The following is a 19,328-nucleotide window of genomic DNA, read 5'->3' on the forward strand; positions in this document are numbered from 1 at the left end:
TTTTTCTGCAACCCGAACTTCAGAAGGAAATACCAGGCATGACTTACATGGCCCTCAAACACTTGCACATGACAGCCGCCGGGCTGAGCATCTTGTTTTTTATTATTCGGGCCTTCTGGTCAGTCTCCGGCTCATCCTGTTTGCAGAATCGCTTTGTGCGCATTGCCCCACATGTGATCGATACCGTCTTGCTGGTCTGTGGTCTAGCACTGGCCGGCATGTTGGGCGCCGCGGCCAACCAACCCTGGCTGATAACCAAAATTGTGCTGTTGGTGGTTTATATCGTGGTAGGCAGCTATGCCATCAAACGCGGTAAAACCCCCTTTAGCCGAGGTGTGGCCGCACTGATCGCGATTGCCATCTTTGCCTATATCGTGGGCGTGGCGCTGAACCGCAGCCCGGCTTCCTGGTTCGTTTAAGCACACAAGCAGCACATAAAAAAACCCCTGGCAGTGGAGGATTATCCCCACTGCCAGGGGCTTTTTACTGCCCCGCCTTACCAGACACCTATCCAGCGCTGAACCAACAAGCTGCTGACGGCAACTGCAATCCAGACTCCCAGGCCCAGCAAGGCAGGTCGCGCGCCGGCTCGTGCCATCACCTTTAAATCCGAGCACAAGCCAATCGCAGCCAGGGCCAGCACCATCAGGAATTCAGCCAGGAAACGCAGCGGTTCCAACCACTCCACCGGCACCCACCCGAGCGAGCGCATTGCCGAGGCCACCATGAACCAGACAATGAACCAAGGAAACACCCGCATCAGGTCAAAATCCCGACCCGCCTGACGCGAACGCCACATTTCCAGGCCAGCCAGAATCAGGCAGATAGGAATAATCAGGGTGGCACGCGTCAATTTCACGATCGTGGCGTGGTCACCAGCCTGACGGCTGTAGCTATACCCTGCCGCCACCACCGAGGACGTATCGTTGATGGCCGTGCCCGCCCATACCCCAAAACCGGCGTCGGACATATTCATCATGTGACCGGCCAAGGGGAAAATCAGCACCGCCACAATATTGAAGATAAAAATGGTCGAGATCGCCAGAGCCGTTTCATGCTCTTCGGGTTTAAGAATCGGTGTCACCGCCGCAATCGCCGAACCGCCACAAATCGCCGTCCCCACCCCGATCAAGGTACGCAGCTTGGACGGAATTCCCAAGGCACGGCCCAGCAGTAATGCTGTCACAAACGCCACCGTCAGCGTCACCAAGGTGACGGCCAGTGAATCCATGCCGGTACGCATCACTTGCGGCAGGCTCAGGCCAAAACCCAGGCCAATAATCGACCACTGCAACAGCACTTTGGACGAAAAACGCAAACCAGGTTGAAACACCGGAGCCACGCCCATGCTGTTACGCACTACCATTCCCAGCACAATGGCAAAGACAGGACCGCCAATCAAAGGCCACAATTTTCCCAGGCCCATGGCGGTAACCCCCACAGCCACCGCCAGTAAAAAACCCCACCAACGCGACGGCTTCAGAGAGAAACCCGATTTGCCCTGCGCTTTCAGGGCTGTGCTTCCTGCGGGTAAATCGGTCACACTGCTCATCTCGTCATTCCAGGTATGTAATAAGTAAAAGTAATTTTAGGTTGACCCCGAGTATTAAAAAATTCATTATTACTTATCGTAAGTATCAATTTTATTTATCATGAATGCGATCAGCATCAGACAACTGGAAGTGTTTGTCGGCATTGCCACTTTGGGCACGGTGCGCGCTTGCGCGGCCAACATTCACTTGTCCCAACCCGCCGCCAGCATGGCCTTGGCCGAACTGGAAAAGCAGCTGGATTGCCCCTTGTTTGAACGCACACCAGGGCGCATGCAGTTGACCAGTCGTGGCAAGCAATTGCTGCCGCACGCGCGCGAAATCCTGGAGCGTCTGCGGGAGATGCAAAGCCAGCAGGACGAGCGCGAGCTGCGTGGCGAAATTCGCATTGGGGCCAGCAATACGGTCGGTAACTACCTGATCGGGGATCTGGTGGGGCCATTTGTACGCCAGCATCCGCGCGTGTCCCTGCATGTGTCGGTGGACAACACGGCCAACATCATCAACCAGTTGCTCGAGCACAGCTGCGACATCGCTTGCGTGGAGGGTCCGGTCAACCATCCGCAATTGGAAGCCTGGATCTGGCGCGACGATGCGCTGGTGGTCTGCGCCGCCCCCGACCACCCACTGGCCACCAAAACCACTTTGAAAAAACAGGACTTTGCGGGCATGAGCTGGATCATGCGCGAACGTGGCTCGGCCTCCCGTGCGCTGACCGAACAAGCCCTGAATGTGCTGCCTGGCGGGCATGTGCTGATGGAGCTGGGCCAGGTGGAAGCCATTAAACAGGCCGTCATCGCCGGGCTAGGTCTGGCCTGCCTGCCACAAGCGGCCACCCAGGATGCTGTTGCCAATCAGCGACTACGTATTCTGGATACGCCCTTTCTGGACTTAAAGCGTCGTCTATCTCTGGTGCTACACAAGGAACGCTACCGCAGCCAGGTTTTAAGCGCCTTTGCGCAACATCTGCACAGCCCGGAACCGGGCTCGTCAGGCACGGAAAATTGACGCAAGTTTGCATTCTTGAAAGGGTGAAGACCGGCGGCAATGGTATCCTTGCTGCAGTGCAGCATAAATAGAAGGGATCATAAGTCCCGCTCTCCTGCCCACCTCTTGAACCGAGTGATGCCATGAATACTGTTCCTACGCCACAAGCGCAAGACGTCCCCGCTTTTGCCCGTCCCTCTTACTTGCCACCCTACGAAACCGTCGCCCTGGTGTTGCAAGGTGGTGGCGCCTTGGGGGCCTACCAAGCCGGTGTGTATGAAGGTTTGCTGGAAGCAGGAATCGAGCCCGACTGTTTGTCCGGCATCTCTATTGGGGCCCTGAACACCGCGATTATTGCGGGCAATCCCCCCGAGCGGCAGGTAGAGCGCTTACGAGAGTTCTGGAACACCATTTGTGAGCCCTACTATGGCTGGTCTAGCCCGGCCTGCCTGGAGCGCGCCCTGTTTGGCATTAACGATGTGATGCGCGAGGCCATCAGCGCCTTCAATGCCAGCAATGCCCTGGTCTTGGGACAGCGCGGCTTTTTTCGCCCCCGCTTTCCCCCTCCCATGCAAGCCACACCAGGCGTTCCCGAGGGAGCCAGCTATTACGACACCAGCGCACTGAAAGACACGCTGGAGCGCTTGTGTGACTTTGATCGCATCAACGACAAACGTCAGCGCATTTCGGTCGGCGCGGTCAATGTGGGCACGGGTAACTTTGTGTACTTTGATAACCATCGCACCACGCTGCGGGCCGAGCACTTCATGGCCTCGGGCGCTCTGCCCCCAGCTTTCGCCCCTGTGGAAATTGATGGGCAGTATTACTGGGACGGTGGCCTGGTCTCCAATACGCCGCTGTCTTACGTGCTGGATCAGTCCCCCCGCCGCGACACCCTGGTTTTTCAAGTGGATTTGTGGAGTGCGCGTGGCCCGGTGCCCAATAATATGGGCGAAGTCAGCGACCGCCTGAACGAAATCCGCTACTCCAGCCGTACGCGTATGGTGACCGAGGACATGCGTCATTCGCAGTACATGCGTCATATCCTGTCAGAGCTGTTGCCGTTGATCCCCGAAGAGCAACGCAAAGAACTGCTGCCTTGCCGTCTGGCCGAAGAGCTGGCCAGCAACAAACGCTACAACGTGGTGCACCTGATTTATCGCAACCAGCCCTACGAACAGCACTACAAGGACTACCAGTTTGGCCGCATGACCATGCGCGAACACTGGCGCAGTGGCCTGGATGATATTCGCCAGACGCTGATCCACCGTGACAAACTGAATATGCCCGCAAATCTGGCCGGCTTTACCACCTACGACGTACATCGCGACGAAATCGAAAAACGGCTGGCAAACAACGGCAAGTAAGCCAGCCTGTGCAGGGACTTAGCGGCGGCTCAAGACCATCGCGCCGCTAAGCACAAAGGCCGTACCCAGCAATTGCATGAGCGTAATGGGCTCATTCAGGAACCAGTTCGCCAGAAACAAGACCGAGACCGGGCCAATCAAACCCATTTGAGCACTCATGGGCGCGCCAATACGTTCCACCGCCCACATCGTCATAAAAGTTGGCAAGACCGTATTAAAGACGGCGTGGATCATGGACAGACCATAAACGGGAGCGGGCTGCACCAAACCCTGCCAGCCAAGCACGGCAAAAAAGTGGATCAGGGTATAGACCGCCGAGAAAGACATGGCATAAGCCACCAGCCGTGTAGAGCCAATCGCTTTGAGCAATTCGCCTGAGCCAATCAAGTAAATGGCATAGGAAATGGCCGAGCCCAGTACACAGAGCGCGCCCAGCAACACATCATCGCCTGTCAGGCTCAAATCCTGTATAAAGACCAGCCCTACCCCCAGATAAGCCAGCGCCAGAGCCAGCCACTGCTTAGGCAAAATCCGTCGTTTCAGAAAAACGGCGGAGAACAGCAGCACAAAGGTAGGCGACAAAAACAGAATCAGCCGCTCCAATCCTGCCGAAATATATTCAAGGCCAATGAAATCCAGCAAACTGGCCAGGTAATAACCCAGAAAGCCCAGCACCACCAGCTCCAGTTTCTGGCGGCCAGTCAGTGCGGCCAGCTTGCCCTGACGTACCTTTTTTACCTGCCATAGAGCGATGGCCAAAAAGAAAGGCAAGGACAACAACATGCGAAAACCAATAACGGTCAGGGCGTTGACATCGTATTGGTAGGTCAGCTTGGCAACCACCGCCTTGGCGGAGAAAAGAATAGAACCGCCCCCCGACAGCGCCAGCCCAATTAAAAAGGAGCTGCGTTGCGCACTGGGGCTTTGACTAACTTGCATGGGGATTCATCACTTTGCAGGGCGACATGGTTAGCGCAAGAGCTATTGGCCCCGGCGAAAAAAGAGTCAGTAAGGACAATAAGATGTCGATTCTACCCTTTGCCTTGCACTGCGGCCATGTTGTCCCTGCTCGCATTCTCCACAATGACGAAGCAGCCCCTACAGCGCACCAAAAACAGAAGGGTGTGCCTGAAGCGATATCGAACAACGGGGTTCAATCAAGGCCAAGACCTCGCCTAGCCATCCTGAAAACAGCATCAATGTGCAAACAATTTTATCGCTCCCGCCCACAAAGGCTTGCACATTTCTAAAAATACATGCTATATTCTTTTTCTCTGATCCCCGATAGCTCAGTCGGTAGAGCGACGGACTGTTAATCCGCAGGTCCCAGGTTCGAGCCCTGGTCGGGGAGCCAAGAAAACCATCGAAATCAGCCCATCGCATTTGCTTTGGGCTGATTTTTTTTGTCCCTGAAAAACGCGTCCATCCCATCACGAAGAAGCGGCGTTATTAACATTTGGACAAACAAAATCCACCCACTTATAAAGGACAGCGGGACTGCATGTTGATGCAGCCCCGCTGTGGCTCTTTTCCCCTGACCTAGCCCCTGCCCGGGACGATGCCGCCGCTGCTAACGCACTACGTCGACCCGGGACTGGCAGAATCAGTCAGAAAGATCAGAAACGGTGCGTAATACCGACCGTAGCAACCGTGCTCTTCAGATCGTTGTAGTAACCGATATTGCGAGCATAGGAACCAATGGCGTACAGGTTGGTGCGCTTGGACAGATTGTGCAGGTAGCCAGCACTGAACACGTGTTGAGTCTTGGCATCATCCGTGCTGCGTGGCGTCGAACGAGGGTCAGCCATGGTCCAGGAAGCCAGAACCGAACCGGCCTTCCCGGTAGGAACGGTCACACCCAAGGCATAGGAATTGACCTTCAGGTCTTTGCGCAGACCAGGGCCAAACTGTTCTGTTTGTAGCGAGCCACCGATGTAGCCGTTGCGGCTTTGACCAAAGGCAGCATGCACCGTAGCAAAACTGAATTGGTAGCTGGCGGCCAGACTCCAGGCGCTGACATTGCCGCTTTCAGCCGCAACCAGGTTGCCACCTTGCTCACGCGCCGAACCATAACGGGCCTGGTCGAAACTCAAGGCGGCTTTCAACGGACCATCGCTATAGCGCATGGCGACGCTAAAGGCTTTGACATTCGCGTCATCGCTGTTGATGGCATTGCCCGTCAAACCGCTGCGATCCCACTTTTGGGTGCCATTGGTGTTGAAGGAGTAGCCCGCACCAAACTGAAAGCCGGAAAATTCGGGGCTTTGGTAGGCGACCATATTGTCATAACGAACCGTATTGGCGGCGTTGAATGCGGCGCCAACACCGTACTGGTAGCCGTTACCACCAAAGGGGCTGGCCACACCGGCAACGTACAAGGAAGTAACCGTGGTTTGACGGCCCAGGTCCACACGCCCCCAGGAATCCCCACTCAAACCGATCGTCGCTTGACGGCCAAACAAACGGCCTTGGCGCATATTGCCAGTGCTCAAATCAAAGCCGCTTTCCAGCACAAAGTTGGCTTTCAGACCGCCGCCCAGATCTTCACTGCCCTTCAGGCCCCAACGATTACCCATCCAACCCTGGTCATACAGACCAAAACGGCTTTGTTTGACGGCGCCACCGTTCAAATCACTTCCTTTCCACTGCTCGTAGCCCAGGCCGGTGTCCACCACGCCGTACAAGGTCACGTTCGATGCTGCGTAGGCGGGAGCCGCCAATACGGGCATCAACAAGGCTGCCAAGATAGTTTTTTTCATGTTCTCTGTTCTCTGTAAACGTCTGAATGCCGGATTTCTTGTCTTGTCCGACTCTTGATCCAGTGCTGAGACCTACCGCCTAAACGCTGATTTACCAGCGTCAAATTCCCGCACCCCTCCTGTTTCTTGAAGCAAAACGGCTCAACAGATCAACCCTGAAACGGGAAAGAAAGGGGCTTGATAGTTGAAGCACATATACTGCAAGCATTTATATTTCAGACATAAACAATATTGATGTCAACAAATTGAATGCAGCGTGTTTTCTAGGTTTCATACGCATTTTCCCTAGTTTTTCACCTACAGAGAATTCAGCAAAAAACAGGCAAAGCAGGCGCAAAGCCAGTAAACAACCGGCTTGCAACCATTTGCTACAAAACAGAGCGATGGACCTTATTGACCAGACGGTATGTTTTCAAGGGAAAAATCAGGAATTACGCCTATTGCCAAATCTGCATCCAGTTTTGCGTATATGAAAATACATTTCTTATAAAATAACTCTTTACAAGCTCGATAGCTTTACCCTATAATTATTTTCTTTGCTGGTCCCCGATAGCTCAGTCGGTAGAGCGACGGACTGTTAATCCGCAGGTCCCAGGTTCGAGCCCTGGTCGGGGAGCCAAAAATACCAAAGCCCAGCGACGCAAGTCGCTGGGCTTTTCTACGTCTGCTGCCATGAAAAAGCCTCTTGATTACGCAAGAGGCTTTGCCGGCCAGATCACGATCTTGGATCGCCTACGTTGCTCCTGCGGGCGTGATGCCGATCTCTATGGAACAAAGTTCTGCACATCCAGCCGGTCCTTGGCCAGCAAATCAACACGCTCGCCATTCATCACCGCCGTCGCCCCCGTCACCTCCACTCGCAAATTCTGATCACAAGCGATTTCGTTATGCCAATACGCAGTGGCATAACAATCGGCACTGGAACTGCCAACATCTTCAGCCACCAGCTTATTGTTTTTCTTGCTCGGCGCCTGAACAGGCTCCATTAGGGAATCAAACGTAGCGTTCGCAGCGCCCATCCCCTGATTCGCAAATACCGTATCGGAATGCCACATTTAAACCGCCTGCGCCTGACTAACCTTCAAACCCTCAGCAGCATGGCCCCTGCGGCCAGCTTCACGCTTTTACAAGAATCCACATTGCCCTCTCTTTTACAATAGGGATCCCAGCGCTTTTCTACACAAAAAGAGAATGATCGCTGCATTTGCACCATACGCTTGCACCAGCATCCTGTGTGCAACACTCAAGAATTTCACTCCACAGACAGCGTAACTGGCGATAATGCACCATCCAACATTGTGTTCCGGCTTTTCTCGCCAGAACCTGCCGATTATTTCGCTGTTCGCACTTTTATATGCTTGATACTCTTTTCCCCTTTTTAGGGGGGCTTGGTCTGTTCCTGATTGGCATGATGCTGCTGTCCGAAGGGCTGGTGGCTTTTGCAGGCGGCTCTCTCAAGCAGATTCTGCTGGCGTTTACCGGCAGACCTATCAAGGCCTTTGCCTCAGGCGCGCTGATTACCGCCCTGGCACAATCCTCTACCGCCACCACCGTCACCCTGATCGGCTTTGTTAGTGCAGGACTGATCTCGTTTACACAAGCCATTGGCGTGGTCATCGGTGCCAGTCTGGGTAATACCGCGACCGGCTGGATCGTCTCCGGCCTGGGACTAAAAGTGGATCTGGGCTTTTACACCCTGCCACTCCTTGGTTTGGGTGCCCTGCTCAAACTGCTGGCCCCCGGTCGCTACAAAGAACTTGGCCGTGCGCTGGCGGGTTTTGGCATCCTGTTTCTGGGACTGAGCATGTTGCAAGACGGCATGCAAGGGCTGGCCGCCAGTTTCAGCCTGGCTCATCTGCCTACGCAGGGCTATGGTGCTCATTTTCTGATCATGTTGACCGGCCTGGCCCTGACTGCCGTGCTGCAATCGTCGACAGCCGCTATTGCCATGACCTTGACCGCTCTGGATGCCGGGGCCGTCAGCTTTGACCAGGCCGCCGCCGTTGTCGTAGGCGCCTCCATCGGCACCACCCTGACCGGAATATTGGTCGCCATCGGTGGCACTATCTACGCCAAGCGCACGGCCATCGCCTACATCCTGTTCAACGTCATTGCCGGTCTATTGGGGCTGCTGATCCTTCCTGTGTTTCTCAAGGCCATGCACGCCACCGGTTCCTATATCAACATCCCGCCCGGCGCAGTCGGATTGGCCGCATTTCACAGCTTGTTCATCAGCATCGGCGCCGCCTTGTGCCTGCCCTTTACGCAACAATTTGCCCGTTGGGTGCAAAGACTGGTGCCAGATCGCTCGGCCCGTCCCCAGCACCACCTGGACGACAGCTTGCTACAAGTACCGGCTCTTGCTCTGGAAACCACCCAACGCACCTTGGAGGAGCTGGCGCAGCGTCTACTGAACCTGTATCAGCACACCCTGAACATGAGCCGCCCCAACACCGCTACCGCCGACTTACAACAAATCGAAACCGTGCTGGATCAAGCCTACGAATTTGTACTGCGTATCCCCAGCGCAGCGGATGATCCTGCCGTGGCCACCCGCATCAGTGCCCTCTTGCACACCATTGACCACATGCATCGCCTGCGCAGCCGTTTGCAAAACCCTCCCAACGGCGATCTGCACGATAGTCGCTATCAGCAAGCCCAAACCCTGGCCACCGAACTCAATACCCTGGCCCAGGCAAGCCTGCACGGGCAAGCCCCTGCCGATTGGCTCGAGCAGATACAAGTCAAGGCCCATGCCCTGACTGAACGCTTGAGCACCATTCGCGGCCAGCTTCTGGCCGCTCCGCAAGGCCATGACGACGCCTCCCGTACCCTGCGTATCACCGATACCCACCGCTGGTTCGAACGCAGCAGCCAGCATGTCTGGCGCAGCAGCTATTACTTGAATCTGGCCCGCCAAACGGAACTGTGAGCCAGACAGCTCCGGTTCCACCAAGGTGACGCCGCTACCCGCAGGCAGACATGCTCCCACCTGACGATTCATACCTAAAGCAGCTGTTGCAGCCCTCCTGCGTGGCAAGACTCATATAACAAGAATATGAAAGAGCCTTTGTTCCAAGACTGACCAGAACCCTGCAAACAGATACCAAGATTCACTCCCGTCGTCAGGATTCCCCCTTACAATCGGCTCAAATTCACGCTAATGGAAAAACTCCATGTCCACCCGGCCAAATTTACAATTCCGTACTTTTTTGCTTTTACTGGCCGCGGTCTCCGCTGCCTTTGTATGGATACTTCTTCCCTTTTACGGCGCCATATTCTGGGGTGCCGTTCTGGCTATTTTGTTTATTCCTTTGCAACGCAAGCTGCTGGCTAAAACAAAAGGCCGGCGTTCGCTGTCTGCCCTGATCAGTTTGCTGGTTATTGTGTTGATCGTCATTATTCCGGTCATCCTGATCTCCATGTCATTGGTTCAACAAATCGCCTCTCTGTACGAGTTGATGAATAGCGGCCAATTGAACCCTGGTGCCTATTTGCAAAAGATCCTCAATGCCCTGCCTCCAAGTGTGCATGACTTTGCCGCCCGTTTCGGCCTGCATGACACCGCATCCCTGCAAGAGAAGTTTTCCCAGTTCGCCGTACAAGGTGGCCAGTTCCTGACCAAACAAGCCCTGAACGTAGGCCAGAACACCTTCCAGTTCCTGGTCAGCCTGGGCATCATGCTGTACATGCTGTTTTTCCTGCTGCGCGATGGCGTGGAGCTGGGTCGTCACTACCGCCAACTGATTCCCTTGAGCGAGAACCAGAAAACCCATCTGTTTCGCAAATTCACCACCGTGGTGCGTGCCACCGTCAAAGGCAATATTGCTGTAGCTGCCACTCAAGGGGCGCTGGGCGGGATCATGTTCTGGTTCCTGGACATTCAGGGCGCCTTGTTCTGGGGTGTCCTGATGGCCGTCCTGTCCTTGTTGCCCGCTGTAGGTGCCTCGCTGATCTGGGCTCCCGTTGCCATCTACTTCTTTGTCGCGGGTCACTACGTCCCCGGCATTATCCTGACGGCCTTCGGTATTTTGGTCATTGGCCTGGTCGATAACCTGCTGCGCCCCTTGTTGGTGGGTAAAGACACCAAAATCCCGGACTACGTGATTCTGATCTCCACCCTGGGCGGTTTGTCGATTTTCGGCCTGAACGGCTTTGTGATCGGCCCGCTGATCGCCGCCATGTTCATTGCCTGCTGGGATCTGTTCCCCTCGGCGGTCAGCGCCCGCGTTGAAGCTGAAGAACAGGAAAATCACAGTAACTAAGCCCCAAGCACCCAGCCCAAGACATCCGCTGCTCTGGCCGGTTTATCAGATGAGATAACGTGTTGTCTGGATGTATAAAAAAGGGGCTGGTTCTACCTTCTCAGGCGGAACCAGCCCCTTTACCTTTGCAGCAGATTTACACCACGACCACTGGCAAAAACAAAATCCAGATATTGACCGCCACGGCCAGGAACCACACCAGCGAACGCAAGCTGGCCTTGTCCATGATGTACATCAGCAGATACAACACACGCAGCGCGATCCAGACCATCATCAGGTTTTGCACGCGCAAGGCATCCGCCCCCGACCACAAGGCCAACAACACCGCCGCATAAAAGAACGGCAGTGCCTCAAACGCATTGGCCTGCGCCGCATTGGCCCGAGAGCGCCAGCCCGACAAACTGGCCAGCCACGGACGAGGTTCGTGATTCGTAAAACCCGCCGCACCGGCTTTAGCACAAATCGCTGCCAACCAAGGCAAGAAAGCCGCTACCACCAAACTGATCTTGATCCCCAGCATCACCGTCCCCTTAACAGGCTGAAAACGCCCAACATAGCACGCTACGCCGCAAATGCGCGCGCAGAATTTACAAACTCAAAAAAAACAGGATATACTTACTGTCTTAGGTTAGCCGATGTAGCTCAGTCGGTAGAGCAGCTCATTCGTAATGAGAAGGTCGAGGGTTCGATTCCTTTCATCGGCACCAGCTAATCTAAAACCATTGAAATAAAATAATCAATAGTCATCAAATCAATGGTTTAGCTTTCTCAGCGCAGAAGCATTTGATCGCCTAGCTTCAACTATTCCACATAGACGGCCCCCAAAAAGCCCCACGACAGGCCCCACGAAAATAGGCGCATGACAAAACAGGCGGGCGACCATCGCGGTCCAGCCCAGAAGCCGTTGGCATCTTTCAACTTGCCAACACACCATCGCCAGACTGAGCACAAAAAAAAATAAACCCCAGACTCCAAAACCGGGGCTTATCAATCTCCAAAGGCCGCATCAATGGCTTTTGTACAGCCTCACGGCCCAACAACTTGGCTGAGATACTCCGGAATAACCCAAGCGCCCCCCGCTCGAATCAGTGCGCAGCGCCCCGTGTCGCCGCGTTCACTTGCAACAAACTCGGCTCCATCCCAGACCGATGCTTCATAACTCCAGCAATCGCCCAACCCACGGCCCTTCATGCTGGACGAAATGGTTCCATTATCGTAGTCAGTGGCACTGGTACTGACTAATACCGGAGCAGACTGCATAGTGTTATCGATCACAAAATAGGCTGCCCCAGCGTTGTAAGCCGCTAGCCAGCAAGGCGCGCCAACCAGGGAGAACTGCTGATTCAGTCGTGCAATTTCCCATGGCTCGGACAGTATGTCTGCGCTGCAGGATGGCTCTTGGTCAGCGGCTAGCACCTTCAAAAGCACAGGCCTGATCAAGGCGTCCTCTTGCGCTGTCATCGGGCGCAGGCTTTTATCCACTACCGGGGCACGGTTGATAACTGGCGCAGCAATAGGCGCCTTTACCGAAGACTCACTGCCTTTTCCTTTACGCAAAATAGCGCCTGGGGTATTTACCCGCCCTTGAACATCGTCCATTTTCAACAAGACCGCACTTGAACCGGCTCCCGAGAACGCATAGGTGCTGCCATTCTCACGAAAGGAGATTGCCTGATCTTTTTGCAAGGCTGTCAAAAACAGGGCTAACTGTGCCTCGTTCATTTGCCATGCCTCGTCACTCGCAAAACTCAGTGGACCTGCTTTACGGCCCGCAATAACAAGTTCTGGTGCTGAGCCTTTTTGCCACTGGGCATCACTATAGTGGGCAAGCATGACTCTATTGGCCACCGGCTCTCCACTGCCCGCTTTACGAGTCAATAAAACCGTTGAACCGGACTCTTCACCATCAGCAGCGTAACCGGCAGCACGGCAAGTTAGCGTGTTATCGCAGCTCAGGTCCCAGTCCTTATGGGAAAACGAGACTGACGCAGCATGAGCCGCTGCACCTCCCATACAGAGTACGAGCGATATAGCGACTGTTCGTACTGAAAAAAACGCACTGCGATCTTGTTTCTGCCCGCTCATTTCCTCTCCTCCCTAAGGCCTTGTCTGGATACACAGCACATGTTACGTCGCCACGGTGCCAAATGCGTTTTCCCAAGCCTATTTCCGAAAACCACATTAAACGTCCGACCGCGTGTGTGCGTGACATTATTCTGTTCTATCGCCCTCTTGGCAAAGCTTGGCGCTATCTGGCTGAGCTGCGGACGCCTGGTTCACCCTGTTGCCGTTTGTGCTCTGGCAAACCCTTTGCATCGAATGCCAACAAAAAAACATGAAATGTCTATCAAGCGATAGATAATCAAACCTCATTCACGTCGAGTACATTCTGATGCGCAAATACCTGAATCCCATTGCAATTGGCTTGCTCAGTCTCCTTGCCGTTGCCAGCCACGCGGCTTCTACCGACTTTTCCGTCACCACTGAAGATCTTAAAAAACTGCGCTCGACTTCCGCCATGCCAGGCCAAGCGAGTCCTTCGCCAAGCACGCCCAGAGCTCCAGCCCAGGACTCGGAGTTCAGCAGAAACTTCCAAAAGGCACTGAACAATGAGGAAAAAGCACGCCAGGCGGCTCGCGAGCAGCAACTGGAGCGCAACCGCCTGCCTCAGCTTGAACAGAACAGGAACCCGGCCAATCGCTTCGGCCCGCCCGACAACAAGAAAGAAGACATGGGGATTTATTTTGATGCTGAGGGCACCGCTGCGACCTCTTGCCGAAAGGACGAGCTAGGAAAGACTCGTTGCAAAGTGCGTGAACTGCGTTAGAAACCTAGCCTCAGGCGTACCGTCCGCACGCTATTTTCAGGAACGAAACGTCATGGCTTATCGGCAAGCATCAGGCCAGCCAGCGATATAAGGCCGGGCCCTGCGGCTCTCACCACGGCTGCGCCGCACCATGCCAAAGTATCGAACATACCGTGTGCTGGCCCAGGCAGACAGGGTCTTAAGCTCATCCGCTCACCGTGCAAAAGGAATAGACACACGCCCAACTCGAAGACAGAACACCTAAAATTGATTCGGCTACTCAAACAGTACTGTTCGCATAAAAACGCATAGCTGCTAGTACATATTCGATGTATTTGCCTGCTGATTTTTTCACGACAATACGCCAAACAGCGAGTAACACAGCAACATCTTGGTGGAGAAAAAAATGCGAACTCAAGTAGCTATTATCGGAGCGGGCCCGTCCGGTTTGCTGCTGGGACAGATTCTGTCCCGAAACGGTATCGACAACATCATTCTTGAACGTCAAACGGGAGACTACGTTCTGGGCCGCATTCGGGCCGGCGTGCTGGAAAGCGTCACCGTCGATGCCCTGGAGCAGGCCGGTGTCACCGATAATCTGAAAAAGAACGGTCTAGTACACAATGGCTGTGAACTGGTGTTTGGCGACACCTCGTTTCGAGTCGATTTTGAAAAACTGGTCAATCGCCATGTCGTGGTCTATGGCCAGACCGAAGTCACCCGCGACTTGATGCAGGCACGTGAAAAGATCGGCGCAACAACCGTCTATGAAGCCCAAGAGGTGGCCTTGCATGAAGTAGAAAGCAGCCACCCTTATGTCACCTATAAGCACGAAGGGCAGACACACCGTCTGGACTGTGACTTCATCGTCGGTTGTGATGGCTTTCATGGCGTATCGCGTCCCGCCATTCCGGCCGATATCCTGAAAACCTACGAGTGTGTGTATCCCTTTGGCTGGTTGGGCCTGATGGCAGACACCCCACCGGTCTCGGACGAACTGATCTATGTAAAGCATGAGCGCGGCTTTGTACTGTGCAGCCAACGCTCCAAAACACGCAGCCGCTACTATCTTCAGGTGCCCTTGAGCGACAAGGTAGAAGACTGGTCCGATGAGCGTTTCTGGGACGAACTACGCACTCGTCTGGGGCCTGAACGTTCTGCCAACCTGGTCACCGGCCCCAGCATTGAAAAAAGCATTGCCCCTTTACGCAGCTTCGTGACCGAACCCATGCGCCATCACAACCTGTTCCTGGCAGGTGATGCGGCCCATATTGTTCCTCCCACCGGCGCCAAAGGCCTGAATCTGGCCGCCAGTGATGTCTTGTACCTCTCGGAGGCGCTGCTGGACTTCTACCAGAACCAGTGTCGCGACAAAATAGAGAGCTACTCGGATCGTTGTCTGAAACGCATCTGGGGCGCGGAGCGGTTCTCCTGGTACATGACGCGGATGATGCACACCTTCCCGGACATGAATCACTGGGATCACAAACTTCAGGCAGCAGAATTTAACCAACTGATGAACTCCGAGCACGGCGCCCGCCTGCTTGCCGAGAACTACGTTGGTCTTCCCTACTAACAAAAAACATCAAAATCAATCGTAACCAGGAGACGGATATGGCTTACCACAGGCCAGCAATACAAGGCTTCACTTGCCACGCTCTCAGAACGGCTCGCTTGCTGACATTGGCGGGCCTGGGAAGCTTGTGTTTGTCGACAGGCGCTGCCGCCGAACAAGCAAAGACACTGGGGCAGAAAACCTACGAAAAAACCTGTATTTACTGTCACGAAGCAGGAATCGGCCCGGAACTGAAAGGCCGGCAGCTTCCGCCCGAGTTCTTTGCCATTATTGTGCGCAGCGGCCTAAGAGCCATGCCTGCCTTTCCGCAGACCCATATCAGCGATGCCACCCTCAAGGAGCTAGGTCAGTATCTGTCTACCTCCCCGGCCCGGGTGTCCGCCAGCGCGACCAGCAAATAAGGAGCCTGGCATGAACAGTCAACGTCGTCAGGTTCTCAAAGGCATGGTACTGACAGGATCGGCCCTGGGCAGCCTGTGTTCGTCCGCCACTGCCTGGGCAAACCGTGTACAGCAAGCGCCCCCCCTGCATGTCATTCTTACGCCGGGCCAATGCGCGTCGGCATTTCTCAGCGGCGTACAGGCGTACCAGCCCGCGTCAGCCCCCCAGGTGCTGTACACCAGCACCGACTTGTCCTTTCTGCGCCAATGGCAAACCCTGCTAGAGCAGACAGGACCTAAAAAAATCCTGGGGCTGGTCGATGACGCCAGCGCCACCATTGTGATCGATCTGCTGCGCAGCGCTCAGGGCCGTCTGCATTGGCAGGCCCACCACGCACAGCTCAGCACCCGGGACAGCCAAGGTCTGGGCGCTGCCTTGGCCGGGGCCGCACCCATACAATCTGCCATTCAAAACACACACTACGTAAACGGCCATCACGTGTCGTTCATGCTCGAAATTTAAGGAGGGGGTCGTGCAAAACAACAAACAAATGGTGCTACCCAAAGGGGTAGATCAGTCCCAGTTTCAACAGGCGCTGACCCAGTTCCAGACCTTGTTGGGCAAGGAAAATGTCCTGCTGGAGTCGGCACAGATTCAGCCCTACACCAAAATCATGATGTCGGTCTCCGAAGAGGCGCATACGCCCTCGGCGGTGCTGTCGGCCACCACCGTGGAGCAGGTACAGCAGATCGTCAAGATCTGCAACGAATACAAGATCCCTATCTGGACCATTTCCACTGGGCGCAACTTCGGTTATGGCTCGGCCGCGCCCGGACAACGGGGCCAGGTGGTGCTGGATCTGAAAAAAATGAACAAGATCCTCCATGTGGACCCTGATCTGTGCACCGCTTTGGTCGAACCCGGGGTGACGTATCAGCAGCTCTACGACTATCTGGAGGACAACAATATTCCTCTCATGCTGTCCTTTTCTGCGCCCTCGGCCATTGCCGGCCCGTTGGGCAATACGATGGATCGTGGCGTGGGCTATACCCCGTACGGCGAACACTTCATGATGCAATGCGGCATGGAGCTGGTGCTGGCCGACGGTCAGGTATTGCGTACCGGCATGGGCAGTGTTCCGGGCGACAAGGCCTGGCAGGTTTTCAAATGGGGATACGGTCCCACTCTGGACGGGATGTTTACCCAGGCCAATTACGGCATCTGCACCAAAATGGGGTTTTGGCTCATGCCCAAACCTCCCGTCTATAAACCCTTTGAAATCAAGTTCGAGCAAGAGGCCGATATTGCCGATATCGTGGAGATGATTCGCCCCTTGCGCATTGCCCAGGTCATCCCCAACTCGGTGGTTATTGCCAATATTCTGTGGGAAGCCGCTACCTGCAATACGCGGCGCAGCGACTACCTGAGTGAACCGGGCGCCACCCCGGACAGCGTTCTGAAGCAAATCCAGAAAGACAAGAACCTGGGAGCCTGGAACGTCTACGCCGCCCTGTACGGTACACAAGAGCAAGTGGATGTGAACTGGAAAATTGTCCAGGAAGCAGTCAAGAAAATGGGTAAAGGCACGTTGGTGACCCAGGAAGAGGCGGGCGATACACAACCCTTCAAATACCGCGCCGAACTGATGTCGGGCGTGCCCAATTTGCAGGAGTTTGGCTTGTACAACTGGCGCGGAGGCGGTGGCTCCATGTGGTTCGCCCCCGTCAGCCAGGCCCGTGGCAGCGAATGCGACAAGCAAAAAACACTGGCCAAGACCATTTTGAACAAGCACGGGCTCGATTACGTCGGTGAGTTCATTGTGGGCTGGCGAGACATGCACCATGTCATCGATGTGCTTTACGATCGCAACAATCCACAAGAGACGGCACGGGCCGATGCCTGCTTTAATGAACTGCTCGATGAGTTCGAGAAAGAAGGGTATGCCGTGTATCGGGTCAATACACGCTTTCAGGAGCGGGTCGCCCAATCATACGGAACGGTGAAACGCCAGGTCGAACACGCGATCAAGCGCGCCCTGGATCCGAACAATATCCTGGCACCGGGCAAATCCGGCATTGACCTGAACAACCCGTTTTAACTTTGCCTATCTATCCGCAGCATTGCAGGAGACATAATGAACACCAGTCAACTACTGATCAATGGCCAACTTCGTGAGGCCAGTGGTCAACAGACATTTACGCGTCAGAATCCCGTTACCGGCCAAACCGCGACCGTCGCGGCGGCCGCCCAGCCCGATGATGTACAAGCCGCGCTGCAGGCCGCCGAGCAAGCCTTTGTGCACTGGTCAGCCCTGGGCCCCACCGAGCGCCGCCTGCGCCTGCTCAAAGCGGCGGACCTCATGGACGAGCGCGCAGCCGAGTTCATCGCCACGGTCCGTCAGGAAACAGGCTCGACCGACTCCTGGTATGGTTTCAACGTACATTTGTCGGCCAACATCTTGCGTGAAGCCGCTGCCATGACCACGCAGATTGACGGCTCCATCATCCCCTCGGATCTGCCCGGCAGCCTGTCCATGGCCTATCGCGTTCCCTGCGGCGTGGTCGTGAGTATCGCTCCCTGGAATGCACCCGTGATTCTGGCCACCCGTGCCATGGCCATGCCCCTGGCCTGCGGCAACACCGTCATCCTGAAAGCCTCCGAACAGTGTCCGGCCACCCATGTTCTGCTGGGACAAGTGCTCAATGACGCGGGCGTCGGAGCCGGCGTGATCAACGTCATTACCCACGCTCCCGAAGATGCGCCTGCTGTCGTCGAGCAGCTCATTGCCCACCCGGCCGTCAAACGCATCAACTTCACCGGCTCCACCAAGGTCGGCAAGATCATCGCCGCCACCGCCGCCAAATACCTCAAACCCGTTCTGCTGGAACTGGGTGGCAAGGCACCGGTTATTGTGTGCGAAGACGCCGACCTGGAGCAGGCCGTTGCCGGCGTAGCCTTTGGCGCCTACTTCAACCAGGGCCAGATCTGCATGTCAACCGAGCGTTTGATTGTGCATGAGTCGATTGCCTCGTCCTTTCTGGAAAAACTGGTCGCCAAGATCAAGACCATTCCAGTTGGCTCACCCGATCAGGCAGACACGCGCTTTGCCTATCTGGAAAGTGCCCAGTCTGCCCAGCGCATCAAAGCCCTGGTAGAGGACGCCGTTGCCAAAGGTGCCACCTTGCCGCTCCCCCTGAACATCGAGGGCGCCCTGATGCATCCGCTGATCGTCAATGACGTCACCCCCGACATGCAGCTCTATGCCACGGAATCCTTTGGCCCGGTCGTCACCATGACCCGCTATCACGAGGAAAGCGAGGCAATCCGCTTGGCCAACGATAGCGAATATGGCTTGGCGGCAGCGGTATTCACCCAGAATGTGAACCGTGGCCTGAGTATTGCCAAACAGATCCAAAGCGGTATTTGCCACATCAATGGCCCCACCGTCCATGATGAGGCCCAAGCCCCGTTTGGCGGCATGAAAGCCAGCGGTTATGGCCGCTTTGGCAGCAAATCCGCCATCAATGAGTTCACCGAACTGCGCTGGATTACCGTCCAGACGACCCCCCGCCAGTATCCTTTATAAATCTGGCCTGCAGGCCCGGGCGCAGGATCGGTCCCGGGCCGACCCTGCGCC

Annotated in this window: 17 protein-coding genes and 3 tRNA genes; 14 read left to right on the plus strand and 6 right to left on the minus strand. The window is 55.3% G+C overall.

What is annotated here, in order from left to right; translation table 11 throughout:
• Nucleotides 1-38 precede the first annotated feature (38 nt).
• Nucleotides 39-419, plus strand: a complete 381-nt coding sequence (locus tag LNA76_RS08275) for a SirB2 family protein (protein WP_094196078.1) — start codon at nucleotides 39-41, stop codon at nucleotides 417-419.
• A gap of 77 nt (nucleotides 420-496) precedes the next feature.
• Here the strand turns inward: LNA76_RS08275 and LNA76_RS08280 are convergent, their stop codons facing one another.
• On the minus strand, nucleotides 497-1,552 hold the full coding sequence (locus tag LNA76_RS08280; protein WP_094196077.1) for a YeiH family protein: 1,056 nt from the start codon (nucleotides 1,550-1,552) through the stop codon (nucleotides 497-499).
• 100 nt (nucleotides 1,553-1,652) lie between these two features.
• Between LNA76_RS08280 and LNA76_RS08285 the strand changes: the two genes are divergently transcribed.
• Together LNA76_RS08285 and LNA76_RS08290 are read left to right on the plus strand one after the other, a co-directional pair.
• Nucleotides 1,653-2,558, plus strand: a complete 906-nt coding sequence (locus LNA76_RS08285) for a LysR family transcriptional regulator (protein WP_108727124.1) — start codon at nucleotides 1,653-1,655, stop codon at nucleotides 2,556-2,558.
• A 122-nt stretch (nucleotides 2,559-2,680) separates the two neighbouring features.
• Nucleotides 2,681-3,904 carry a patatin-like phospholipase family protein gene (locus LNA76_RS08290; protein WP_094196075.1) on the plus strand — a complete coding sequence of 408 codons (1,224 nt, stop codon included), beginning with the start codon at nucleotides 2,681-2,683 and terminating at the stop codon, nucleotides 3,902-3,904.
• Nucleotides 3,905-3,922: 18 nt separating this feature from the next.
• Here LNA76_RS08290 and LNA76_RS08295 read toward each other — a convergent pair whose 3' ends face one another.
• Nucleotides 3,923-4,843: a DMT family transporter gene (locus tag LNA76_RS08295; protein ID WP_094196074.1), complete on the minus strand. Its 921-nt coding sequence runs from the start codon at nucleotides 4,841-4,843 to the stop codon at nucleotides 3,923-3,925.
• A 339-nt stretch (nucleotides 4,844-5,182) separates the two neighbouring features.
• On the opposite strand from LNA76_RS08295, the gene LNA76_RS08300 reads away from it, so the two are divergent.
• Nucleotides 5,183-5,258 (plus strand) — tRNA-Asn (locus LNA76_RS08300).
• A gap of 262 nt (nucleotides 5,259-5,520) precedes the next feature.
• On the opposite strand, the gene LNA76_RS08305 is transcribed toward LNA76_RS08300, so the two are convergent.
• A complete protein-coding gene (locus LNA76_RS08305; RefSeq protein WP_094196073.1) occupies nucleotides 5,521-6,663 on the minus strand; it encodes a porin in 1,143 nt (380 codons plus the stop codon).
• A 543-nt stretch (nucleotides 6,664-7,206) separates the two neighbouring features.
• On the opposite strand from LNA76_RS08305, the gene LNA76_RS08310 reads away from it, so the two are divergent.
• A tRNA-Asn gene (locus LNA76_RS08310) sits at nucleotides 7,207-7,282 on the plus strand.
• 145 nt (nucleotides 7,283-7,427) lie between these two features.
• Here the strand turns inward: LNA76_RS08310 and LNA76_RS08315 are convergent.
• Entirely contained in the window at nucleotides 7,428-7,718 is a 291-nt protein-coding gene (locus tag LNA76_RS08315) for an IrmA family protein (protein ID WP_230018731.1), read from the minus strand.
• Between the two features lie 299 nt (nucleotides 7,719-8,017).
• On the opposite strand from LNA76_RS08315, the gene LNA76_RS08320 reads away from it, so the two are divergent.
• On the plus strand, nucleotides 8,018-9,595 hold the full coding sequence (locus tag LNA76_RS08320; RefSeq protein ID WP_199827862.1) for a Na/Pi cotransporter family protein: 1,578 nt from the start codon (nucleotides 8,018-8,020) through the stop codon (nucleotides 9,593-9,595).
• A 244-nt stretch (nucleotides 9,596-9,839) separates the two neighbouring features.
• Nucleotides 9,840-10,928, plus strand: a complete 1,089-nt coding sequence (locus tag LNA76_RS08325) for an AI-2E family transporter (protein ID WP_108727120.1) — start codon at nucleotides 9,840-9,842, stop codon at nucleotides 10,926-10,928.
• 136 nt (nucleotides 10,929-11,064) lie between these two features.
• On the opposite strand, the gene LNA76_RS08330 is transcribed toward LNA76_RS08325, so the two are convergent.
• On the minus strand, nucleotides 11,065-11,448 hold the full coding sequence (locus LNA76_RS08330; protein WP_094196070.1) for an MAPEG family protein: 384 nt from the start codon (nucleotides 11,446-11,448) through the stop codon (nucleotides 11,065-11,067).
• Nucleotides 11,449-11,559: 111 nt separating this feature from the next.
• Here LNA76_RS08330 and LNA76_RS08335 point away from each other — a divergent pair.
• A tRNA-Thr gene (locus LNA76_RS08335) sits at nucleotides 11,560-11,635 on the plus strand.
• A gap of 319 nt (nucleotides 11,636-11,954) precedes the next feature.
• Here the strand turns inward: LNA76_RS08335 and LNA76_RS08340 are convergent.
• Complete coding sequence (locus LNA76_RS08340) at nucleotides 11,955-13,013, minus strand: DUF1176 domain-containing protein (RefSeq protein WP_230018732.1); 1,059 nt, start codon at nucleotides 13,011-13,013, stop codon at nucleotides 11,955-11,957.
• Nucleotides 13,014-13,320: 307 nt separating this feature from the next.
• Between LNA76_RS08340 and LNA76_RS08345 the strand changes: the two genes are divergently transcribed.
• From LNA76_RS08345 to LNA76_RS08370, 6 genes are all read left to right on the plus strand, one after another.
• Entirely contained in the window at nucleotides 13,321-13,755 is a 435-nt protein-coding gene (locus LNA76_RS08345; RefSeq protein ID WP_094196068.1) for a hypothetical protein, read from the plus strand.
• Between the two features lie 385 nt (nucleotides 13,756-14,140).
• Nucleotides 14,141-15,310 carry a 4-hydroxybenzoate 3-monooxygenase gene (gene pobA, locus LNA76_RS08350; protein ID WP_094196067.1) on the plus strand — a complete coding sequence of 390 codons (1,170 nt, stop codon included), beginning with the start codon at nucleotides 14,141-14,143 and terminating at the stop codon, nucleotides 15,308-15,310.
• A gap of 38 nt (nucleotides 15,311-15,348) precedes the next feature.
• Entirely contained in the window at nucleotides 15,349-15,711 is a 363-nt protein-coding gene (locus tag LNA76_RS08355) for a c-type cytochrome (protein ID WP_230018733.1), read from the plus strand.
• Nucleotides 15,712-15,721: 10 nt separating this feature from the next.
• The gene (locus LNA76_RS08360; protein WP_230018734.1) at nucleotides 15,722-16,213 is read left to right on the plus strand and encodes a hypothetical protein; all 492 of its coding nucleotides are present in this window, start codon (nucleotides 15,722-15,724) and stop codon (nucleotides 16,211-16,213) included.
• Nucleotides 16,214-16,223: 10 nt separating this feature from the next.
• Nucleotides 16,224-17,789, plus strand: coding sequence for an FAD-binding oxidoreductase (locus tag LNA76_RS08365; RefSeq protein ID WP_230018735.1), 1,566 nt, complete (start codon nucleotides 16,224-16,226; stop codon nucleotides 17,787-17,789).
• Between the two features lie 36 nt (nucleotides 17,790-17,825).
• Nucleotides 17,826-19,277, plus strand: coding sequence for an aldehyde dehydrogenase (locus LNA76_RS08370; RefSeq protein ID WP_230018737.1), 1,452 nt, complete (start codon nucleotides 17,826-17,828; stop codon nucleotides 19,275-19,277).
• Nucleotides 19,278-19,328 lie beyond the last annotated feature (51 nt).

It is taken from the genome of Alcaligenes sp. MMA, from assembly GCF_020907215.1.
GTDB lineage: Bacteria > Pseudomonadota > Gammaproteobacteria > Burkholderiales > Burkholderiaceae_B > Alcaligenes > Alcaligenes aquatilis.

Bases quoted from the DNA above. Each gene is read 5' to 3' on its own strand.
- LNA76_RS08280 (WP_094196077.1), bottom strand. From the start codon at position 1,552: ATGAGCAGTGTGACCGATTTACCCGCAGGAAGCACAGCCCTGAAAGCG.
- LNA76_RS08315 (WP_230018731.1), bottom strand. From the start codon at position 7,718: ATGTGGCATTCCGATACGGTATTTGCGAATCAGGGGATGGGCGCTGCG.
- LNA76_RS08285 (WP_108727124.1), top strand. From the start codon at position 1,653: ATGAATGCGATCAGCATCAGACAACTGGAAGTGTTTGTCGGCATTGCC.
- LNA76_RS08295 (WP_094196074.1), bottom strand. From the start codon at position 4,843: ATGCAAGTTAGTCAAAGCCCCAGTGCGCAACGCAGCTCCTTTTTAATT.
- LNA76_RS08340 (WP_230018732.1), bottom strand. From the start codon at position 13,013: ATGAGCGGGCAGAAACAAGATCGCAGTGCGTTTTTTTCAGTACGAACA.
- LNA76_RS08360 (WP_230018734.1), top strand. From the start codon at position 15,722: ATGAACAGTCAACGTCGTCAGGTTCTCAAAGGCATGGTACTGACAGGA.
- LNA76_RS08330 (WP_094196070.1), bottom strand. From the start codon at position 11,448: ATGCTGGGGATCAAGATCAGTTTGGTGGTAGCGGCTTTCTTGCCTTGG.
- pobA (WP_094196067.1), top strand. From the start codon at position 14,141: ATGCGAACTCAAGTAGCTATTATCGGAGCGGGCCCGTCCGGTTTGCTG.
- LNA76_RS08355 (WP_230018733.1), top strand. From the start codon at position 15,349: ATGGCTTACCACAGGCCAGCAATACAAGGCTTCACTTGCCACGCTCTC.
- LNA76_RS08275 (WP_094196078.1), top strand. From the start codon at position 39: ATGACTTACATGGCCCTCAAACACTTGCACATGACAGCCGCCGGGCTG.
- LNA76_RS08345 (WP_094196068.1), top strand. From the start codon at position 13,321: ATGCGCAAATACCTGAATCCCATTGCAATTGGCTTGCTCAGTCTCCTT.
- LNA76_RS08290 (WP_094196075.1), top strand. From the start codon at position 2,681: ATGAATACTGTTCCTACGCCACAAGCGCAAGACGTCCCCGCTTTTGCC.
- LNA76_RS08320 (WP_199827862.1), top strand. From the start codon at position 8,018: ATGCTTGATACTCTTTTCCCCTTTTTAGGGGGGCTTGGTCTGTTCCTG.
- LNA76_RS08370 (WP_230018737.1), top strand. From the start codon at position 17,826: ATGAACACCAGTCAACTACTGATCAATGGCCAACTTCGTGAGGCCAGT.
- LNA76_RS08325 (WP_108727120.1), top strand. From the start codon at position 9,840: ATGTCCACCCGGCCAAATTTACAATTCCGTACTTTTTTGCTTTTACTG.
- LNA76_RS08305 (WP_094196073.1), bottom strand. From the start codon at position 6,663: ATGAAAAAAACTATCTTGGCAGCCTTGTTGATGCCCGTATTGGCGGCT.